Below are 21,305 nucleotides of genomic sequence, written 5' to 3' on the forward strand. Positions count from 1 at the left end.
CGCACCGGGCTGCCCCATCGCAGCCCGGTGCTTTTTTATGCGCGTTCGCGGCTATGGCGCAGGATCAGCCGGGCTGGACAGTCGCGCTGGCGACCGCCGCGGCGCCGATCGGGCGCCAGCCTTCCAACTGGTTCAGGATGTCGCCCGCGATCTGCTCCGTCGAATAGCCGGTCAGGTCGCGCGGCCGCCCTTGCACACCGGTCTGGGCGGAAAGGGTCCAGGTATTGCTCCGCCGTGCTTCCGACGCCTCCAGCGCGGTATAGGCAGCGAGGGGGCGGGAGCGCGGTTCAAGCCGGTATGTGAACACCCGGTCGGGCGCGAAGCTGATGGTCAGCACAATCCGCTCGTCCTCCCGGTCGATATGGCTGTCGGCCCAGCCTTCCTCCTGCATCGCCTCGCACACTGATCGCAGCGCCGGTTCGCCCTTGCTGGCCATCTGCCGCAGGATCTCCGCCTTGCTGGCAGGGACGAACAGCCGCTTCAACTGCTCACCGATCGGAGGGGCCTCTTCCGAGATGGCGATGCCGGCAAGGTCGGCGCCGGTCTGGCGCACCAGCCCCACCGCCAACAGCAGCATGATGCAGGCGAAGGGCAGCGCAGCCAGCAGCGTCGCGGTCTGCAACGCGCCAAGTCCGCCCGCCATCAGCAGCAGGGTCGCGGTCGCGCCCAGCAGCAGGCACCAATACACCCGTTGCCAGCGGGGCGTGTCCTCCACGCCGCCCGATGCCAGCGTGTCGATCACCAGCGCGCCTGAATCGGCCGAGGTGATGAAGAACACCGCCACCAGCACGATCGCCAGCGTGCTGGTGAAGCCCGCCCCCGGCAGGTAGTCCAGGAACTTGAACAAGGCAGTGGACAGGTTCTCGCTGACCGCCGCCGAAATGCCGCCGGCTGCCCCGCCCAGATCCAGCGCGATGGCGGTGTTGCCGAACACCGTCATCCACAGGAAGGTGAAGCCGGCCGGCACGAACAGTACGCCGATCACGAATTGCCGGATTGTCCGCCCGCGTGAAATGCGGGCGATGAACATGCCGACGAACGGTGACCAGGCGATCCACCACGACCAATAGAACAGCGTCCAGTCAGCCATCCACGCCCGCGGTTCGTAGGCGTACAGGGTGAAAGTCCGCGATACGAAATGGTCGAGATAGAGGCCAAAATTCTGCACCAGCGCGCGCAGCAGGAACAAGGTTGGCCCCCACAGCATCACGAAGATCATCAGCAGCACGGCCAGCATCAGGTTCAGTTCTGACAGGCGCCTGACGCCCTTGTCCGCCCCGCTCAGCACCGACAGCGTGGCCGCGCCCATCACCACGGCGATGACGATGACCTGCACGGTGATCGTGTCGGGCAGCCCGTAGTTGAATGCCAGCCCCGCGCTCATCTGCGCGACGCCGAAGCCGAGCGAGGTGGAGACGCCGAACACCGTGCCGCACACGCCGAAGATGTCGATCGCATCGCCCAGCGGGCCGTTGATCCGCTTGCCGAAGATCGGGTGCAGCCCAGACCGCAGCGTCAGGGGCAGGCCCTTGCGGTGGGAGAAATAGGCAAGGCTGAGGCCGACGAGTGCATACACCGCCCAGGCATGAATACCGTAATGGTGGAATGTGATCGCCATCGCCTCGCGCGCGGCGTCGAAGGTGCGAGGCTCCACGTCAGGGGGCGAGGTGAAGTGCTGGATCGGCTCCGCGACGGCGAAGTACATCAGCCCGATGCCCATGCCTGCGGCGAACAGCATCGCCAGCCAGGAGGCATAGGGGAAATCGGGCTCCGCATCGTCCGGCCCCAGCTTCAGCCGACCCGCCGGCCCGAAGCCAAGCACCAGCACGACCACCACGAAGGCGGCCACGGCCGACACGTAGAACCAGCCAAAGGTCCGGATCACCCAATCCTGGGCGACGCTGAAGACTGCATCCGACGTGCCCGGCGCCAGCAGCGTACTGCCCAGCAGGATCGCGATGATGGCGGACGCGCCCCAGAAGACACGCGGGTTCATGGCTGTGCGTTGCATCGCCCGCCGTTAGCCTTTGTTAGGCCAAAAGTCAGTGCCGCACAAAAAACCCGCCGAGACGCAGCATGGCGGCCGCATCACCCAGCCTGATGGCTGGTTAGGCGATCGATAATGGCCGGTCCGTGTTCCAACACAAGACGCGCAAGCAGCCCTTCTTAAATCGCCTGGGGCTGATCGTGGCGATCCAGTTGGGGCTGACCATCGGCTTCCTGCTGCCCTGACCTATAAGCGGACACGCCCGATGACGCCATCCTGCCGCCCACAATGCGGTCGGGGGCGCCAGGCTGTGGCCTGCCGCCCCCGATCCACTATGCCGGACCGCGCACGGCGCGGCCGGCAACAGATCAATGCTCCCCGGCGTTGGCCATCATCTCCGGCGCGGGGGCGCTGTTCAGCTGGACATAGTTCTGCAGGCCCATGCGCTCGATCATGTCTAGCTGCGTCTCCAGGAAGTCGACATGCTCTTCCTCGGATTCGAGGATGCGCTTGAACAGCTCACGGCTGACATAGTCGCGCACCTTCTCGCAACGCTCGATCGCCTCGCGCAGCAGGGGCACGGCCTCCTCCTCCAGCGCCAGGTCGGCCTTCAGGATCTCCTCGACCGTCTCGCCAACCTTCAGCCGGTGCAGCTGCTGGAAGTTGGGCAGACCGTCCAGGAACAGGATGCGTTCCGACAGCCAGTCGGCATGCTTCATCTCGTCGATGGATTCGTGCCGCTCATGCTCGGCCAAGCGCTGAACGCCCCAATGCTGCAGCGCGCGGTAATGCAGCCAGTACTGGTTGATGGCGGTCAGTTCGTTGGTGAGTGCCTTGTTCAGGTACTCGATGACGATGGCGTCACCCTTCATGCTGCGGCTCCATGCGAAATCATGGTGCAGCAAATGGACCTGCCCACACCAAGTGGCAAGACAATTGATCGAAAAAACCGAACTAAAACGCTGGTTTGAGAGTGATTGTCACTTACCCGGCAAGTGATTGTCACTCGCTTTTGTACAGGCGCTCAGGCGGCGACCTTCTGCTGGCAGGCGGCGGCGCGATATTCTTCCAGCATGTCCTCTGCATCGTCCAGGCACTGCCCGCATTGGGGCCGCTTGCCGAGCCGCTGGTACACACCCGACGCGTCGCACCCGGCACCGAGCGCGGCGGTCCTGAATTCGCATTCGCGGATGGCATTGCAGATACAGATATACATGGAAGCTCGCGATTCCCGTGTCCTGCCGACGACGCTAATGAGAGCACGTCGCAGGAGCAAGCCTTTTCGCGAATTGTTTGCAGCTTCGATGCTGTCAGCCGGCCTGTGGTCCCGGTGGCGACTCGCCGACCGCAGCCGGTGTACTCTCGGCAGACGCATCCTCGCCGACCGGGCGCGTCGGGGCGCTGGGCAGCAGCCACAGCTTCTCCTGGGCGAAGTCGATCAGCAGGACCGAGTTGCGGAACATCGGCAGGCCGATGGCGATCTCCGCCTCGCCATCCTCAACCGGGGCGATAACCAACGGCGGGTCGCGCCCGCTCAGCGGGCCGATCCGGACGGTACCATCCAGCTTGCGGGTCGGATTGACGCGCGTGGTAGGCAGCGCGTCGGGTTGCAGCCGGGCATAGGCCGCGGGCGACACGTGGATGCCCGCGCCCAGCGCCAAGTCCAGCACCGCCCGCTCCGTGCCGCCGCGCACCTCCAGTTCCACCAGATTGCTTCCCTGCGTCAGCACCAGCGGGGACGGGCCGCCCGTCGCCCGGCTCGAACCGCCGGGCATGATCTTCGCGCTGCGCTGGCCGGTGTCCAGAAACAGGAACATCGATGACAGGATGTTCCGGCCCAGCACGAAGCCGATCTCCCGCTGGTGCAGCGCGGACAACGGCTGAAGATCGACCGCGGCAAGGGCCGGCATTCGCGTGTCGAACTGGCCAGGGATCGCCACCGGCACGTCCAGCACCTGCCGCTTCTCCACGCGGCCGGTCGGCCCGGGGAACGTGCCTGACGGCGCACGCATCTCCAGATCCGCCGCTTCAGCCAGCGCCGTGTCGATCACGCTGAATTCGGATCGGTTGTCGATCAGTCCCCAGACCTCACGCCCGGCGATCGTCACGGGGAACAGCACGACGCCACGGCTGAGGATGATATTGTCCCTGGCAGGATCCGTTCGGTGAAAGCTGATCGCGACATTTCCGGCCGCGGGCACCTCAGTTCCAACCGACGCCGCCGGTGCGCCCTCCTGCGCCCTGGCGGGTGGAGACGCGACAAGCGCCAGCATCGTGGCAAGGCAGCAGGCAACCCGCATCCATGATCTCCCGCAAGGCGCTGGCCTGCTTGTGTTCTGCCGCGCGTTTTGGGTCATCCGGCAGCGCGCGGCAAGCCGCATGTCGGGACTGTCGCTCACTACACCCGGCGATGCCCCGATCCCGGCGATTTACGCTCCCTTCACCTGCCGCGCCTGATGAGTGCGCCATGCAGCTGCCGCGTTTTCCCTTCCGCCCGCTTGCCGCCCTGCCCGCTCTGATGCTGCTCGGCGCTTGCACCGTGCCGCTGGGGCATGGTGCGCGACCCGATCCGGCAGCCGCGGCCGTTGCGATGGCGCAGCGGGCCGTTGCCGCCGCGCCCGGTGATGCGCAGGCGCTCGCCACGCTGGGTCAGGCGCAGCTTGCCGCCGGGCGTTTTGCGGCAGCGGCGGAGAGCTTCGCGGATGCCCGCGCGAAGGGTGAGGGCGGCGGGCGCACCCTGCTCGGCCATGCGCTGGCGCTGGCAGGATCGTGGCGGCACGAGGAGGCGGCGGAACTGTTGCTGTCCCCCGCGGCACAGGCGCTGCCCGCCGGCGATCGCGGCCTGGCCCTGGCACTCGCGGGGGAGCCGGAGGTGGCGGTGCGGATGCTGGTGCTGGCGGTGGAGCAGACGCCCGACAGCGCCGCCTTGCGCCAGAACCTGGCATTCGCCTTAGCCATGGCGGGCCGCTGGGCGGAGGCGCGCCAGCTCGCCGCGCTGGATGTCGCGCCGGATGCCCTGCCCGCTCGCCTCGCGCATTGGGCGCGGATGGCGGGCGCCGGCCCCACACCGCAGCGCATGGCCGCGATGCTGGGCACGGCACCTGCCACCAAGGCCGCACCCGCGATGGCCTGGCACCGTCCGCGCTGGGCCGGCGCCCGCTGGTAGGCTCAGCCCGCGATCCGGGCACCGCCCTTCCACAGCATCAGCACCCGGCCCTGCACCGGCTGCCGGTCGAACGGCGTGTTGCCGGCGGTGGCGGCCATCTTGGCCGAATCGACCACCCATGGCCGTTCCGGATCGATCAGCGCCACGTCGGCTTCCGCCCCGGCGCGCAGCTCGCCCGCCGCCACGCCCAGCAGGCGCGCGGGATTGCGGGCCAGCAGGTCGAAGGCGCGCGGCAGGTCAATCACGCCGTCGCGCACCAGCGACAGGGTGCATGGCAGCAGGGTCTCCGCCCCGGCCATGCCCGGCGCCGCGTCGGCGAAGGGCAACCTTTTGTCCTCCGCCCCGCGCGGATCGTGGCCCGATGCGATCACGTCGATTGTGCCGTCACCGGTGGCGGCGATCACCGCCTGTCGGTCCGCCTCGCTGCGCAGCGGTGGCGACAGGCGGGCAAAGGTGCGGAAATCCTTGATGGCGAGGTCCGACAGCATGAAGTGCGCCGGCGTTACCCCCGCCGTCACCGCCAGCCCCTTCGCCTTGGCGGCGCGCACCAGCGCCAGCCCGCCGCGCGTCGTGACCTGCCGGAAATGGATCGGCGCGCCTGCCAGCTCCGCCAAGGCGATGTCGCGCGCGATGGCCAGCGCCTCCGCCTCCGCCGGCGCGCTGGGCAGGCCCAGGCGCGTGGCGATATCGCCGGCGGTGGCGACGGCATTGCCGGCCAGCCCCGCATCCTCCGCATGGGTGACCACCACCATATCCAGCATCGCGGCATATTGCAGCAGCCGCAGCATGGCGCCGGAATCGCCAATCCAGCGGCGGCCGGTGGCGACCCCGCGCGCGCCAGCGTCGCGCATCAGCGCCAGTTCGGCCAGCTGCTCGCCCGCCAGCCCCACGCTGGCCGCTGCGAGCGGGTGGACCCAGAAATCGGGTTTCCCGCTCTGTGCCGCGAAGCGCACGCGGGCGGGATGGTCGAGCGGGGGGGCCTGGTCGGGCATCAGCGCGGCGCGGGTGATGCCGCCGAAATGGAACGCCGGCTTGTCGATGGCGAAGGTGCCGTAATCGACCAGCCCCGGCGTCACTAGCGCACCGCGCGCATCGACCACCTCGTCCCCGTCCTGCGGCGCCACGTCCCCGGCGGCGGCGGTGATGAAGCCGTCCGCACAGCGGAGCGATCCCGGCCGTACGCCGACGGGCGTTACCAGCTGGCCGCCGGTGATGGTGAGCGGACGCGCCTTCATGCCCAGCCCTCCACCTGCCGCGCCCGGCGGGTCAGCACCTCTAGGCAGGCCATGCGGATGGCGACGCCCATCTCCACCTGCGCGGTGATGAGCGACCGGCCCACGCTGTCGGCCACATTGCTGTCGATCTCCACCCCCCGGTTCATCGGGCCGGGATGCATCACCAGCGCATCGGGCGCGGCGCGCGCCAGCCGTTCGGGCGTGAGGCCATAGAGGTGCCGGTATTCGCGGGGGGAAGGGATGAATTGCCCGTCCATGCGTTCGTTCTGGAGGCGCAGCATCATCACTACCTCCGCCCCGTCCAGCGCGCGATCGAAGTGGTGGAACACCTCCACCCCCATCGCCTCGATCTCCGCCGGCATCAGCGCAGGGGGCGCGCAGACCCGCACCACCGCACCCAGCGCCTGCAGGCACAGGATGTTCGATCGGGCGACCCGGCTGTGGCGGATGTCGCCGCAGATCGTCACCACCAGCCCGTTCACCATCCCGTCGCTGCTGGCGCGCCCCGCATCGCGCAAGGCATGGCGCAGCGTCAGCGCGTCGAGCAGCGCCTGCGTCGGGTGTTCGTGCTGCCCGTCGCCCGCGTTCAGCACCGGGCAGTCCACCCGGTCCGCGATCAGTTGCACCGCGCCCGAACTGCCATGGCGGATCACGATCGCATCGGCGCGCATCGCGTTCAGCGTCATGGCGGTGTCGATCAGCGTCTCCCCCTTCTTCACGCTGGATTGCGCGGCATGCATGTTGACGACATCCGCCCCCAGCCGCTTGCCCGCGATCTCGAAGCTCAGCAGCGTTCGCGTGGAGTTTTCGAAAAAGGCGTTGATGATCGTCAGGCCGGCCAGCAGGTCGGTATGCTTGGCCGGGCGGCGGTTCAGCGCCACCCATTGTTCCGCCTCGTCCAGCAGGAACAGGATCTCGTGCGTCTGCAGCTGCGCGATGCCGAGCAGGCCCCGGTGCGGGAAGGCGAGCGCGCCGGCGGGGTAGCGGGCGCGGGTGGTGGGTTCGATGGCCATCAAAGCCTGCGCCTACCGCAGCGGCGCGCCGCCCTCAACCCGCCGCCCCCCATGCCTGTTGGCAATCGCCGTCCCTGCGTCGTGCATGCTTGTTGGCAATCCGCGCCAGCGCGTCTTACAAGGGCAATACACGAAGTCAGGTTGCATTGGACGGTTCATGGGTTTCGCGCGCAAGGTCTGGCATCTGCTGGTGGGCATCAAGGATGCCCTGGTGCTGCTGTTCATGCTGTTGTTCTTCGCAGCCCTGTTCGCGGCGCTGTCCGCCCGGCCCAGCACCGATGCCGTGCGCGAGGGTGCGCTGCTGCTGCGGCTGGACGGCACGGTGGTGGAGGAGGTCGCCCCCGCTGACCCGTTCAACCTGCTGCTGCCATCCGCCGCGCCGGTCCGCGAATATCGCGCGCGCGACCTGGTCCGCGCGATCGACGCGGCAGCGGGCGATGCGCGGGTGAAGGTGCTGGCCCTCGACCTGTCGACCTTCCTTGGCGGTGGGCAGGTGCACATGCTGGAGGTGGCGGGCGCGATGGACCGCTTCCGCAAGAGCGGCAAGCCGGTGCTGACCTACGCCCTTGCCTACACCGACGATTCGCTGCTGCTGGCGGCGCATTCGACGGAGGTGTGGGTGGACCCGATGGGGGGCGCGGTGGTGCGCGGACCCGGTGGGGAGAACCTGTATTACGGTCCCGCGCTGGAACGGCTGGGCATCGAGGCGCGGGTATACCGCGTGGGCACGTACAAGAGCGCGGTGGAGCCGTGGGAGCTGGCCGGCATGTCGGAGCCTGCGCGCGAGAACGCGCAGCAGCTGTATGACACGATCTTCGCGCGCTGGCAGGAAGATGTCGCCGCCGCCCGGCCGAAGGCGCAACTGGCGCGCGCGTCGCAGCAATTGATCCCGCTGGTGGCGGCGAATGGCGGGGACACCGCCCGCGCCGCGATCGCCGCCGGGCTGGCCGACCGCGCCGGCACGCTGGACGAATGGGGCAGCCGCGTGGCGGAACGCGCCGGGGCCGACCCGCTGGTGAAGACGCCGGGCGCCTTCGCCCATACGACCCTGGACGCGTGGCTGGCCGACATGGGGCAGGAGGGCGCCGGAATGGGATCGGGCCGGATCGGCGTGGTGACCATCGCCGGGGAGATCACGGACGGCGATGCCGGGCCGGGCTCCGCCGGGGCGGAACGCATCGTCAAGGCACTGGACGAGGCGCTGGACGACGACCTTGCCGGACTGGTGGTGCGTGTCGATTCGCCGGGCGGCAGCGTCAGCGGGTCGGAGGCGATCCGCCGCGCGGTGCTGCGCCACAAGGCGAAGGGCATTCCCATCGCCATCTCAATGGCCAACATCGCCGCCAGCGGCGGCTATTGGATCGCCACCACGGGCGATCGCATCTTCGCGCAGCCATCCACCGCGACCGGTTCCATCGGTGTGTTCGGCGTGATCCCCACTTTTGACGAGGCGCTGGCCCGCTGGGGCGTCACCAGCGACGGTGTGCGCACCACGCCGCTGTCAGGGCAGCCCGATCCGATCGGCGGCTTCACGCCGGAGATGGATTCGCTGCTGCAGGCGACCGTCGGCAACACCTATGGCCGGTTCCTGGGCCTGGTGGCGCAGAGCCGGGGCATGACGCCGCAACGGGTCGACAGCCTGGCACAGGGCCGGGTGTGGGACGGCGGCACCGCCCGGCAGCTGGGTCTGGTGGACCAGTTCGGTGGCCTTGACGAAGCACTCGCCTGGGTGGCCGGCCGCGCCTCGCTGGCGGACGGTGAATGGGCGCCGGCCTTCCTGGGCGAGGAGCAGAGCGGCCTGCGCGCGGTGCTGGCCGGGATGATGCAGCCGGAGGAAAGGGCACGGGTCGTGGCGCCGGACCTGTTCGCCGCCCTCTCCGCCGATGAGCGGGATCGGCTGGGTCGTGCGCTGACCGACGTGACCCGCCTGCTGGGCACGCAGGGCGTGCAGGCGCGCTGCCTTGCCTGCCCCGCCGTGCCCCGGGCGGCACCGGGGCAACCGGGGGTGGATGCATGGGCGGCGCTGCTGCGTGCAGTTTCGCTGAACTAAGGCGCTTGCATCCCCCGCGCCTCTCTGGCAGAGGCCCGCGCCTGTCACCGGCCGATCGCGGCCGCGACGGGCGCGTAGCTCAGTGGTAGAGCACACCCTTCACACGGGTGGGGTCGCAGGTTCAATCCCTGCCGCGCCCACCACGCCTCTGGCTCATGCGCCTGAGGTGTGGCTTTGCCCGAGCTTTCCAACTCTTCAAAATCGCCGACCCGCCCGGCCGTCCTATTGAGCAGGCAGTTCGCGCGTGAACTGGTCGGGCGTCAGCGCCGCCGCCGTGAACCGCGCTGACAACACCGCACCATTGAAATAGTCGCGCCGATTGATCCGGGTGCCGAGCGAGGCATAACCTGCCCCCTGTGGCTGGAACGCGATGTCCGCCTCCGCCTGCAGCACCCCATCGACATAGCTGCGGTAAGTGCGCCCGTCATAGACCTGCGCGACATGGTACCAGCGCCCGACCGGAAAGGTCTTCTCCGGCACGATCAGCGCCTTGTTGTAGCCCGGCCCGGTGGTGAACGCGTCGAGGTACCAGCTCGTCCCCACGACCCGAATCTCGAACAGCATGCGCGGCCCGCTCGGCGGGACCGGGGGGTAGGCTCCCTCCGGCGCGTCGGCGGTTTGTTCCGCCAGATGCAGCCAGCGTTGCGCGAACTCCCCACCGTCGGGGCGGAAGACCGCCTCGACCGTGAACTGCCTCGCACCCGCCAGCGGGTGCGATTCGATGAACAGCGCGTCGTCCGCCCCGTCGAAGCGTACCGCTGGACCAGCATCCGTGCGGACGATCTGCGGATCGCCCTCCACCCGGACCGGCGCCCCGCCGATGCGCCGGAGATCGTCGAAGCGCCAGATCGTCGCCAGGGGAGCGGCTGCTTCATGCATTGACGGCGCCGATACACAGCCGGAGCCGGAGACGGCGAGCGACAGGACGGCGCAAAGTTGCAATCGGATCATCCGGCACCTCTCTCCACAGCTCATGCGGCTGAAAAAATAGCGTTCGCGTAGTTGCGGCGGGCGGTTCTGCCGGTCCAGCACTTTCGAGCCGCGCCGAAGGGCGCCGGCGTTTTTTGTTCTTTCGCCAAACCGTGGTTGCACAACGCTTTTCGTATCGGATAGCGCATGCAACCGAAGCTTCGCCCTTGCGGAACGAAGCTGCCATTCGAAAAAGGCGAGCCACCGAACAGGTCGCCAGATACGGGAGAAAAGCGCATGATCAGTCGCCGCCATCTGTTGGGGAGCGCCGCGGCCATGTCGCTCGTCCTGCAACTGGAGCCCGCCTTCGCCGCCGCGGCGCCCAGCCGGGCGCAGATCCTGGAGACGATGCGCCGTGCAACGCACTTCATGGTGGAGGATCTGGCGACCAATGGTGGCTATGTCTGGTCGTACCTGCCCGACCGGTCACGTCGCTGGGGCGAGATCGAGGCGACGCCGACCATGATCTGGGTGCAGCCGCCGGGTACCGCGACGATGGGGCACGTCTATCTCGACGCCTATCACGCGACCGGCGACGAATATTACTACTCCGCGGCGGAGCAGGTGGCGGGCGCGCTGATGGCGGGACAGCACCGGTCAGGCGGGTGGAACTACTTCATCGATTTCGCCAGCCCGGCGGCGACCAGGCACTGGTACGAGACCGTCGGCAAGAACGCGTGGCGGATGGAGGAATTCCAGCACTATTCCGACAATGCCACCTTCGATGACATGGGCACGTCCGAAGCATCGCAGTTCCTGCTGCGCATGTATGTCGAGAAGCGCGATGCGAAGTACCGCCCGGCACTGGACAAGGCGATCAGCTTCGTCCTGGACAGCCAGTATCCGATCGGCGGGTGGCCGCAGCGCTGGCCCTACGACCCGTCCTACCCCGATTATCAGCGCTACATCACCTTCAACGACGATGTGGCGGCGGAGAATGTCCGGTTCCTGCTGATGATCTTCCAGACGCTGGGCGATGCGCGCGTGCTGGACCCGATCGTGCGCGGCATGAACCTGTACCTGGTGACGCAGATGGGTCAGCCGCAGCCCGGCTGGGCACTGCAATACACGACCGACCTGCGCCCGGCGGGTGCCCGCACCTACGAACCCAACGCGCTGCACACCCCCACCACCGCCAGCAATGTCCGGCAGCTGATGGAATTCTATCGCCTGACCGGCGAGACCAAGTTCCTGGCGCGCATCCCCGAGACGCTGGACTGGCTCGACTCGCTGCGGCTGGCGGAACCGGTGAAGGGGCGCAATTTCCCGACCTTTGTGGAGTTCGGCAGCAACCGGCCGATCTTTGTCCACCGGCGCGGCTCCAACGTGGTGAACGGCGAATATTATTGGGACTACAGTTCGGAGGCGACGCTGGGCCATTATTCCGGCTCCGCCTCCATCAACGTCCCCGCTTTGCGCGAGGAGTACGAGGCGGTGCGTGCGATCCCACCGGCGGAGCTGCTGGCGAAGTCACCGCTCTACGGGTCGGGTACGCAGGCACTGCCGCGCTATTTCGTCAGCGGCGGCCGGTCGGGTTCGGACCTCAATGCCGGGGAGCGGGATGCGGGCATCGCGCAGCTTATCCGGTCGCTGAACCGGGAGGGCTGGTGGCCAACCGAACTGCGCGCGACCAGCAACCCCTACCAGGGCGAGGGTCCGGCGGAGCCGACACCCGGCGATTACCGCACGACCCATGTGGGGGACGCGTTCGATACTTCGCCCTACACCACCGACCAGCCGGTGACGGGCATTTCCACCTCCGCCTATATCGACAACATGGCGCGGCTGATCGCGGCGCTGTAAGTCATGGGCCAGCATCTGCGGCGGCAACAAGGAAGGAACGTCATGAACAGGATCCTTATCCTCTCGCTGGCATGCGCGGCATGCGCCTGCTCGCCCACAGAGCGGGCCGAGCAGACGGAAGCGACCGGCCGGGCCGTCGCCACCAGCGGCAAGGCGGACGTGCCGATCGCGGAGGTGCCCGCACCGGTGCTCGCCGCCGCCAGCGCCGCGCAGCCCGGCTTCACCCCGACGGAGGCGGAGGCGGAGACGCGCGACGGACGCCGCTATTTCGACCTGGGCGGGACACTGGCCGACGGCAGCGAGGTCGAGTTCGACATCATGGAGGAAGGCGGCAAGTGGCGCGTGGTGGAAACGCAGCGCGACATCGCCTTCGCCACGGTTCCGGCGCAGGTACGCGCGGCGAACGATGCGGCATTCACCCCCACGCGGGTCATCGAGAGCACGCAGGCGGACGGCATCGTCATCTACGAATTGTTCGGCGAGGCGGATGGCGACCCCCAGGGCCGCAAGGTGGAGATCAAGTGGGACGGCCAGCGGGCGGAGCGGCTGGCCGACGAGTGGGAACACTGACGCACCTGCCCGCCTGACAGGGGCGGAGCAGATCACCGCCGCCTCGCGGGAGCGTCCTTGCAAGTCAGGCATTTAGCGTGGGTCACAGGGGACCCACGCTCATGAAATCGACGCTGCTGCTTGCTTCCGCCTGCCTTGCCATTGCTCACCCTGTGCTTGCGCAAAGCAGCCCGGAAGATGCGGACAAGCGTCCGGTGGAGGCGCATTATTTCGAGCCCACGCCGCTCACGCCGCCGGACGATTTCGCCGGGACGTTGAAGGTACCCGCCGGCTACCGTGTCAGCGTCTGGGCCGAAGGCTTGGGCAATACCCGGATGATCGCGGTGGCGCCCGACAACAGCATCTATGTCAGCCGCCGGTCGGAGGCGGATATCATCCGGCTGACCGATGGCGACGGGGACGGACGGGCCGATGGCGCACCGCAGGTGATCGTCAACCGGCCGGGCCTGCACGGCCTGACGATCCATGACGGGCAACTCTACTTCATGACCGCGCGGGAGGTGTTTCGCGCACCATTGCAGGCCGGCGGGGCCATCGGCGCGGTGGAGACGCTGATCGACGACCTGCCCGATGCCGGCCAGCACCTGAACCGCACGCTGGCGGTCGGGCCGGACGGCATGCTCTACATCAGCGCGGGATCGACCTGTAATGCCTGCGACGAGTCCAGCCAGGAGAACGCGGCGCTGCTGCGCGCGAAGCCCGACGGCTCCTCCCGCGAGATCTGGGCCACGGGGCTGCGCAACACGATCGGCTTCGGCTGGCACCCGACCACCGGCGATCTGTGGGGCTGGGACCAGGGTATCGACTGGCTGGGCAACGACCTGCAGCGGGAGGAGCTGAACCGGATCGAGCGCGGCAACCGCTATGGCTGGCCCTACGTGTTCGAGGATGGGCAGCGCAACCCGCAGGACGAGCCCCCGGGCGGGCTGACCGCCGCGGACTGGATCGCCGCCTCCACCGATCCGGTGCTGATGCATGTGGCGCATTCGGCCGGCATGCAGTTGGCGTTCCATCCCGGCGGCGGCTTCGGGCCGGACGTCGCGGGCGATGCCTTCGTGGCGCTGCGCGGCAGCTGGAACCGGCGGCCGGCATCGGGGTACGAGGTCGTTCGCATCCGCTTCGACCCACACGGGCAGGCGCAGGCGATCGAACCATTCGTCAGCGGCTTCCTGGCAGCGGATGGGGCCAGCCATTACGGCCGGCTGGCGGGGATGGCCGTGCTGCCGGACGGATCGTTGCTGTTCTCCGACGATGCCAATGGCGTGCTGTACCGCGTGACGTATGAGGGCGCGGCAGGTGTTGCCGGTCCGCTGCAGCCGCCCGCCGGACCGATGGAGCAGCAGGCGGCGATGGGCAGCGGCGTGCCGCTGGCGCTCGCCCGGCCGGAAACGCGCAGTCGCCGCCGTGCGCAGCCGGTAACGCTGACCTCGCCCGCCTTTGCGGCCGATGGCGCGATCCCGCGCGATCACAGCGAATACGGCCTCGGCATCTCGCCCGCGCTGCAATGGGCGGGAGTGCCGGGCGTGAAGAGCTGGGCACTGGTCATGGAGGATCCCGACGCAGCAGAGGGCGCGCCGGTAGTCCACTGGACGGCGTGGAACATCCCCGCCGCCACCACCACCCTGCCCGCCGGGCTGAACGAACGCGACCGGCTGAGCGGCGAGGCCGTGGACGGGATGATGCAGGGCGCGACCAGCCATGGCAGCACCGGCTGGTACGGGCCGCGCCCACCGGCGGGTGACCGGCCGCACCGCTACCATTTCCAGCTGCTGGCGCTCGACCGGATGCTCGACCTGCCGCTCGGCGCGACGCGGGACCAGCTGCTGGCCGCGGCAGCGGGCCATGTGCTGGCGCGCGGCGAACTGGTCGGAACCTATGCGGAAGGTGGACCTGCGCGATGATTGTCGGCGAGGGGCCGCCGCGCCCAGAGACAAGGACCACGGCGGAATAGGGCAATACGCCACGGCCGGGTTGCCAAGCAGCCCGGCCGTGTCCACACTGCGCCCGCAACAACCGGTGCGCATTGTTCCTCCGGTGGGCAAGGCTGAGGGTTCCCGACTGGCTCGGCGCGCACACTTCTTGCGCGTGCCGTGATTATCGGGGGACGCAGCATGGCATTGACGGGTAGATGGGCTCTGGCGCTGGCAGGTACGGCCGCGCTGATGACGGGCACGGCGCTGGCGCAGGTGCCGCCGCCATCCCCGGTCGAGCTTCCCGCCGGCGAGCATGTGACGTTCGACGTGAACGAGGGAACGTCGATGGCGCTGTCGCTGTCGCCTGACGGGCGGCGGATGGTCATCGACCTGCAGGGCAGCCTGTGGATCCTGCCGGTGGGCGGCGGACGCGCCCGGCGGATCACCGACTATTTCAATGATGCCCGCCTGCCGGTGTGGTCGCCCGATGGCACAACCATCGCCTTCTCCGGCTATCGCGACGGAACGTGGGACCTCTACACGATCAAGCCGGACGGCAGCGACCTGCGCCATGTGACGCAAGGCGCGGCCGACGACCGCGAACCCGCCTGGTCGCCCGACAGCCGATCGCTCGCCTTCAGTTCCGACCGCAATGGCAGCACCTACACGATCTGGACGGTGGACCTCGCCAGCGGCACGCTGCGGCAGGTCAGCCCGGGTCTGGGCGAGGACCGGATGCCGAGCTGGTCCGCCGATGGAACGGAGATCGCCTATAGCAGCCAGCGCGCCACCAGCAGCCTGAAGGCCGTCGCATCCACCGGCGAGGGAGAGGAACGGGTGCTGCGCGAAGGGGCGGTCCGCTACGATGCGCCGGTCTGGGGGCCGGACGGGCAGTTGGCCTATGTCGCCTATGACCCCGCCGGCAGCCGGCTTGAAGTGGACGGCGTGCCCGTCAGCGGCAGCGAGAACGTCTTCCCGTTCCGCCCGGTCTGGCGCGGAGAGGCGCTGTTCTACACCAGCGACGGCCTGATCCGCCGGCGGCAGGGCAGCCGGATGCGGACAGTGCCCTTCACCGCCCGACTGGAGGTGGTGCGACCGCAATATCAACGCGCCGCGCGCGACTGGGACAGCACGGCGCCGCAACAGGCGCTCGGCATCCTGAAGCCGACGCTGTCACCCGATGGGCAGAGTATCGCCTTTGTCGCACTGGGCGACCTCTACACCGTGCCGGTCACCGGCGGCCGGCCGACCAATCTCACCACCGATCACGCGATGGATGCCGATCCCGCCTGGTCGCCTGACGGCAAGTGGATCGCCTGGTCCAGCGACCATGGCGGCGGGCTGCCGCAATTGTGGCTGCGCAACGTGGCGAGCGGAGAGACGCGGCGGCTGACGAACCTGACGACGCAGCCGCTGGGCGCGGCCTGGTCGCCCGACGGCAAGCGCATCGCCTTCATCGACGTGGACGGGCGCTGGGGTGTCGCCGGGTTGCAGGTGGTGGACGTGGCGACGGGCGCCGTCACCCGCCTGTCCGCCAGCCTGCCGCAACCCGGGGAGCCGAGCTGGTCCGCCGATGGGCAGCATGTCGCCATTTCCCTGTCGCGCACGCTGTCCCGCAGCTTCCGCGAGGGCACCAATCAGGTGGTCGTGTTCCGCGCAGACGGCACGGGGGAGCCGGTGTGGCACGAGCCGCAGCCCGGCACCGGCATCGATACGCGCGGCGGCGGCGGACCGGCCTGGTCGCCTGACGGCACGCGCATGGCGGCGATCTACGAAGGGTTGCTGAAGGTCTGGTGGGTCGGCCCGGACGGCACCCCGCAGAGCGTACCGCGCGCGCTGAACGACGAGATCAGCCATTATCCCACATGGAGCGGCGATGGCCGCACCATCCTGTACCAGAATGCCGAGAAGCTGAAGCTGATCGACGTGGAGACCGGCGCGATCCGCGACGTGCCGCTGGACCTCAGCTACACCCTGGCGCGTCCGGCCGGGCGGACGATCATCCGCACGGGCGCGCTGGTCGACAGCGTGACGGATGCGACGCAGGCGAACAAGGACATCGTGATCGAAGGCAACCGGATCGTGGCGATCCGCGACCGGGATCCGTCACAGGATGCCGGCGCCACGGTGATCGATGCCAGCACCCTGACCGCGATACCCGGCCTGATCGAGCATCATTCCCACGCGCAGAAGGATTTCGGTGCCGCCGGGCACCGCGCCTGGCTGGCCTATGGCATCACCACGGTCCGCGACCCCGGCAATCAGGTGTATAGCGGGATCGAGGATCGCGAGGCGCAGATGGCGGGTGTGCGCATCGGGCCACGTATCTACGCCAACGGCCCGCTGCTGGAATGGCAGCGCGTATTCTACAAGATGGGTGTCGCCGTCGCCAACCCGCCGCATCTGGAACGGGAACTGGACCGTGCCCGCCGGCTGCGCTTCGACGTGCTGAAAAGCTACGTCCGCATGCCCGACCTGCAGCAGCGCCGGATCGTGGAGGCGGCGCATGCGATGGGCGTGCCGGTTACCGGGCACGAGATCTTCCCTGCCGCGCTGAACGGCGTCGATGCGACGGAGCATACCGGCGCCACCAGCCGCCGCGGCTATTCCCCCAAGCAGGGGCCGCAGGGCCGGTCGTACCAGGATGTGATCCAGCTGTTCGGCCGCAGCGGCCGGACCATGACGCCGACGATGTTCGGATCGCTCGGCCCCTATCTGCAGAAGCATCCGGAATACCGCAGCGACCCGCGCGCGAAGCTATATCCGCAATGGGCGCAGGCGACGGTTACCGGCGATGATCCGATGGCGGCGCTGATCGGACCGCTGATGGCCGGGTCCATGCAGTTGGTGAAGGATGCGCATGATGCCGGCGCGCTGATCGCGGCGGGCACCGACACGCTGATCGCCACGAACCTCCATTCGGAAATCGCCACCTATGTCGATGCCGGCCTGACCCCGTTCCAGGCGCTGCAGACGGTGACGGTGAACGCGGCGAAGTCCCTGAACCTTGATGCCGGCACGCTGGAGCCGGGCAAGCTGGCCGACATTGTGCTGCTGGACGGCGATCCGCGCAGCGACATCGCCAACACCTTCAAGGTCAGGCAGGTGATGGTGAACGGCGTGCTTTATACAGGGGAGCAGCTGCTGACCGAGGATTCCGACGATTAGACGATCCGATCTTCCCCATCATTGACGATGGGGAGGATCGGACTGACATCAGAACTCCTTGCTCAGGCCCACATACCAGTATCGCGCCTGCGGCTGGTACAGACTGCTGAGGTACCCGCCGGAGGCGAAAGGCGGGTTCTTGTCGGTGAAGTTGCGCACGCCAAGCTGCACCGTGGTGCCATCCAGCGACCCGGCAGTCTCGTCGAAGGCGTACTGGACATAGGCGTTCGCCGTCGTCTGCCCCTTCACGATGAATGGGTTCGCCTGCGCGTCGCGCACCGCGTTCTGGTACACATCGTCGATGAACTGGGTGAACAGGCCGATTGTAACCGCGTCCTTCCTCCAGGTGAAGGTGCCCGACAGGCGCCAGGCGGGCTGCCCATCCTGCCCGACCACGTCGCCGCCGCCCTGCACCGGCACGCCGATATTGATCTGGCCGGCCCCCTGCGCGGCGATGATCTGCTGCACCGGCGCCGGCGCATCGACAAAGTACTCGATCAGGTGCGCGGCGTTGACGTTGAACGAGAAGTCACCCGCATTGTCGGTGCCGATACGATAGTCGACGTTGATGTCGAGGCCCTGCACCGTCACCGGCAGCAGGTTCTCGAAATTGGCGACCACGTACAGCAGCTCGCCCACGGGCTGTAGCCCGGTCCCGGCGACCAGTGCGATGTCGTCCGCGGTGGGATCGCGACGAACCACGTTGGGGTTGCTGCTGCCAGCCACCCGCAGCGCGTAATCGAGGTTGAGCCCGTTCTGGTAATCCAGCAGGCCAACGACGTTGTTCTGCCGGATGCGCCAGCGATCGACCGTCAGCGTCAGGTCGCCCCAGCCCGCCGGCAGCGGGGGAGTCAAAACCGCGCCATAACTCCAGCTGGTGGATTCCTCGGGCACCAGGTTCGGGTTGCCGCCCGAGCGGCGCAGGACGGAGATGTTGCGGTTGCATTGTGAGAAGTTGGCGATCCGCCCGGCGCGCAGGTCCGCCTCGCACAGGGTGTAGTCGATGCCGGTGTTCACCCGGTCCAGCGTGGAGGTGTTGATCACCTCCAGGTTTGGCGCGCGGAAGCCTTGCGACCATGACCCGCGCAGGCGCAAGCCATCCACCACCTCGACAAAGCCGGCGACCTTGGGCTTGGCCACGCTGCCGACGTCACTGTAATCCTCGTACCGGCCGGCCAGCTGCAGTTCGAGCGAACGGATCGGCCATTCCATTTCCGGGCTGATCAACGGCACGGCCGCTTCCAGATAGGCGGATTTCACGTTGCGCTTACCATATACGTCCGGGCTGGGGCTGTGGCCGATCAGGTCCGAACCGTAGAAGATGCCGGTGACCGCATCGGTGTAGGTCGTGTCCACGCCGGCAATGCCGCCCTGGTACGTGCTGCGATCGTCGCGGTAGCTTTCGCGGCGCCACTCGATGCCGGCGGCAAGGCCGATGCTGTTGCCGCCCCACAAGTCCAGCAGATCAGGCCGCGACAGCTTCAGGTCCCACAACGCCAGCGTGGTCTTCGTGCGGCGCGTTGCCGCGATCTGGAAGCTGGCGATCGTGGCGGGGTCGTTGATCGAGCTGTCGCCCACCCCCGGGTTAAGCGGATCGCCGCCGTTGAACGGGTTGTACGCGTCGGGCGTCGTGCGGTTGATCGCCCGTTGCAGCAGCGTGTTGGAGATGCCCTCTGCCGTGTCCTTCGCCGTGGCCCAGCTGTAGAGGCCGGCGGTTTCCCAGTCGAACCCCAGCACCTCGCCCCGCAGACCGCCCAGGAAGCGGTACTGGTTGTTGGTCACGCGCACGTCTCGGGGGCCGGAATCGACGTAGTTGAGGGAGGAGATCGTCACCGGCAGGCCTGCGGCGGGGATGTTCAGCCCCGGCAAGCGGTTGGGGGAGCCGACCGGGCCGAGCGGGTTCCAGTAGGCATTCGCCGCCACGGTGATCGGGATGTTCGCCAGGCTGGCGCCTGACGCGATGACCGCGTTCGTCTGCGCGGTGTAGAAACCGCTCTCGCCGAAGAACTCCACATCATCGGTCAATTCGTATCGGCCGAACAGGAAGGCGTTGAACCGCTCCACCGAAGGCTGCGTGGTCAGTTCGGGGAAGGTGGCGGCGGAATCGAAGCGGAGGTTCGCATCAACGTTGGCCATCTCCGTGGTGCCGACGCCGTTGTCGTAACACACGCCGGGCGTACCGCTGGCCGCGACGCAGCCGGGATTGCCGGTCGGCTGGTTGTGGAACTGGCGGCTGGCATTGGTCAGCGCGGCGCCATTGCTGGTGATGATCCCGCTGCCCGCCGCACGGAAGGTGCCCCACGGGGTGCTGGTGCCGGTGCCGTTGAAGGCCGCTCCATTGGCGAACGGCGTTCCCGCCACGCGATAGCGGCGGTCGGAGATGGCGGTGTATTCCTGGTCGCTCTGCAGTAGCTGCGACTTCGTGGCATAAGCCAGCGTCAGCGTCACATTGCCGCGCCCGTCGGCGAAGTCGGTGCCACCCACGCCGCTGACCTGCAATTCGCGCAGGGAGGTCCCCTCCGCCAGGCCGAGCTGCGAGTCCAGCCGGAGACCGGTATAATCGGTCCGCAGCACGTTGTTGACGACACCCGCCACTGCGTCAGATCCGTAAAGCGCAGCTGCACCGTCACGCAGCACCTCCACCCGCTGGATGGCGGGCACGGGGATGGCGTTGGCGTTGTACCCGAAGGTGGGCACGCCCGAATCGATCACCCCGGTGATCGCCTGGCTGGTCGGGTGCAGCACGGTCCGCCGGCCGTTCAGCAGCACCAGCGTGTTGCCCTGCCCCAGACCGCGCAGGCTGATGGTGGACACGTCGCCGCGCGCGGCGTTGGCGTTGCCGCCGCCCAGCACCTGTTCGTTGAAGGTGACGGAGCCCAGCTGCGGGATGGAGCGGAACAGGTCTGCGCCGGACACCGCCGCCACCGCGTCGATCTGCTCCTCCCCCACGACATTGATCGGCAGCGCGCCCGCCAGGTTGGCACCGCGGATCTGGCTGCCGGTGACGATGATCTCGTCCAGCGCCGTCTCCTCCTCCGCCATGTCGGCCGGGGGTGCGGTGGAGGGGACCGGCAGATCCTGCGCGGTCTGCGCCGCTGCGGGTAGCGCGGTCGCCATCCCGGCGACGGCGAGCAGGCTGGCGCCCGCCAGGGCGGAGGTGCGGAGGCGTGTGTGTTGCATGGCCGAAGGTCACCCGTTGCGGCGCGATCGCGTGCCCCAACCCGCGACGGCGATAAGAACATGGCGGTGGGACCCGCGCTCCTGACGCGGGATCCCGACATCCCCCTGCAGCCCGCTGCTGCCCCCTGTTTCGGTGGCGATCGCCTGCCCCAGGCGAATCAACCCCGTTGCGGCAAAGATCACCAGATTGTGCAACTAATCAACAAATTTCAGAAGATATTTGTTTCTAGCTTGCCTTGTTGCGACGGTTT

Annotated in this window: 15 protein-coding genes and 1 tRNA gene; 7 read left to right on the forward strand and 9 right to left on the reverse strand. The window is 68.2% G+C overall.

Annotation, left to right across the window (positions count from 1 at the left end):
• Window positions 1-64: 64 nt before the first annotated feature.
• The 4 genes from V5740_RS09330 to V5740_RS09345 all read right to left on the reverse strand — a co-directional run bounded on the left by V5740_RS09330 (window position 65) and on the right by V5740_RS09345 (window position 4,107).
• On the reverse strand, window positions 65-1,996 hold the full coding sequence (locus V5740_RS09330; protein ID WP_347302213.1) for a BCCT family transporter: 1,932 nt from the start codon (window positions 1,994-1,996) through the stop codon (window positions 65-67).
• Between the two features lie 359 nt (window positions 1,997-2,355).
• The gene (gene bfr / locus V5740_RS09335) at window positions 2,356-2,859 is read right to left on the reverse strand and encodes a bacterioferritin (protein WP_347302214.1); all 504 of its coding nucleotides are present in this window, start codon (window positions 2,857-2,859) and stop codon (window positions 2,356-2,358) included.
• A gap of 152 nt (window positions 2,860-3,011) precedes the next feature.
• The gene (locus V5740_RS09340) at window positions 3,012-3,203 is read right to left on the reverse strand and encodes a ferredoxin (protein WP_347302215.1); all 192 of its coding nucleotides are present in this window, start codon (window positions 3,201-3,203) and stop codon (window positions 3,012-3,014) included.
• Between the two features lie 94 nt (window positions 3,204-3,297).
• Complete coding sequence (locus tag V5740_RS09345; RefSeq protein WP_347302216.1) at window positions 3,298-4,107, reverse strand: hypothetical protein; 810 nt, start codon at window positions 4,105-4,107, stop codon at window positions 3,298-3,300.
• Window positions 4,108-4,454: 347 nt separating this feature from the next.
• Between V5740_RS09345 and V5740_RS09350 the strand changes: the two genes are divergently transcribed.
• Window positions 4,455-5,153, forward strand: coding sequence for a hypothetical protein (locus V5740_RS09350; RefSeq protein WP_347302217.1), 699 nt, complete (start codon window positions 4,455-4,457; stop codon window positions 5,151-5,153).
• Between the two features lie 2 nt (window positions 5,154-5,155).
• Here the strand turns inward: V5740_RS09350 and V5740_RS09355 are convergent, their stop codons facing one another.
• On the reverse strand, window positions 5,156-6,388 hold the full coding sequence (locus tag V5740_RS09355) for a dihydroorotase (RefSeq protein ID WP_347302218.1): 1,233 nt from the start codon (window positions 6,386-6,388) through the stop codon (window positions 5,156-5,158).
• On the reverse strand, window positions 6,385-7,401 hold the full coding sequence (locus V5740_RS09360; protein WP_347302219.1) for an aspartate carbamoyltransferase catalytic subunit: 1,017 nt from the start codon (window positions 7,399-7,401) through the stop codon (window positions 6,385-6,387). The genes V5740_RS09355 and V5740_RS09360 overlap by 4 nt, the downstream gene beginning before the upstream one ends.
• 157 nt (window positions 7,402-7,558) lie before the next feature.
• On the opposite strand from V5740_RS09360, the gene sppA reads away from it, so the two are divergent.
• Both sppA and V5740_RS09370 read left to right on the forward strand, forming a co-directional pair.
• Window positions 7,559-9,451 carry a signal peptide peptidase SppA gene (sppA, locus tag V5740_RS09365; RefSeq protein WP_347302220.1) on the forward strand — a complete coding sequence of 631 codons (1,893 nt, stop codon included), beginning with the start codon at window positions 7,559-7,561 and terminating at the stop codon, window positions 9,449-9,451.
• 68 nt (window positions 9,452-9,519) lie between these two features.
• Window positions 9,520-9,594, forward strand: a tRNA-Val gene (locus V5740_RS09370).
• Window positions 9,595-9,673: 79 nt separating this feature from the next.
• On the opposite strand, the gene V5740_RS09375 is transcribed toward V5740_RS09370, so the two are convergent.
• Window positions 9,674-10,330, reverse strand: a complete 657-nt coding sequence (locus V5740_RS09375) for a LamG domain-containing protein (RefSeq protein ID WP_347302221.1) — start codon at window positions 10,328-10,330, stop codon at window positions 9,674-9,676.
• A 92-nt stretch (window positions 10,331-10,422) separates the two neighbouring features.
• Window positions 10,423-10,698 carry a hypothetical protein gene (locus tag V5740_RS09380; RefSeq protein WP_347302222.1) on the reverse strand — a complete coding sequence of 92 codons (276 nt, stop codon included), beginning with the start codon at window positions 10,696-10,698 and terminating at the stop codon, window positions 10,423-10,425.
• Between V5740_RS09380 and V5740_RS09385 the strand changes: the two genes are divergently transcribed.
• The 4 genes from V5740_RS09385 (at window position 10,697) to V5740_RS09400 (ending at window position 17,874) form a co-directional block, all read left to right on the forward strand.
• Window positions 10,697-12,223 carry a pectate lyase gene (locus V5740_RS09385; RefSeq protein WP_347302223.1) on the forward strand — a complete coding sequence of 509 codons (1,527 nt, stop codon included), beginning with the start codon at window positions 10,697-10,699 and terminating at the stop codon, window positions 12,221-12,223. The two genes, V5740_RS09380 and V5740_RS09385, sit on opposite strands and share 2 nt — an antisense overlap.
• 42 nt (window positions 12,224-12,265) lie before the next feature.
• Window positions 12,266-12,793, forward strand: a complete 528-nt coding sequence (locus V5740_RS09390; protein ID WP_347302224.1) for a hypothetical protein — start codon at window positions 12,266-12,268, stop codon at window positions 12,791-12,793.
• A gap of 101 nt (window positions 12,794-12,894) precedes the next feature.
• Window positions 12,895-14,694, forward strand: coding sequence for a YbhB/YbcL family Raf kinase inhibitor-like protein (locus V5740_RS09395; RefSeq protein ID WP_347302225.1), 1,800 nt, complete (start codon window positions 12,895-12,897; stop codon window positions 14,692-14,694).
• 216 nt (window positions 14,695-14,910) lie between these two features.
• The gene (locus V5740_RS09400; protein ID WP_347302226.1) at window positions 14,911-17,874 is read left to right on the forward strand and encodes an amidohydrolase family protein; all 2,964 of its coding nucleotides are present in this window, start codon (window positions 14,911-14,913) and stop codon (window positions 17,872-17,874) included.
• A 48-nt stretch (window positions 17,875-17,922) separates the two neighbouring features.
• Here V5740_RS09400 and V5740_RS09405 read toward each other — a convergent pair whose 3' ends face one another.
• Complete coding sequence (locus V5740_RS09405) at window positions 17,923-21,054, reverse strand: TonB-dependent receptor (RefSeq protein ID WP_347302227.1); 3,132 nt, start codon at window positions 21,052-21,054, stop codon at window positions 17,923-17,925.
• Between the last annotated feature and the right edge of the window lie 251 nt (window positions 21,055-21,305).

It is taken from the genome of Croceibacterium sp. TMG7-5b_MA50 (assembly GCF_039830145.1).
GTDB lineage: Bacteria > Pseudomonadota > Alphaproteobacteria > Sphingomonadales > Sphingomonadaceae > Croceibacterium.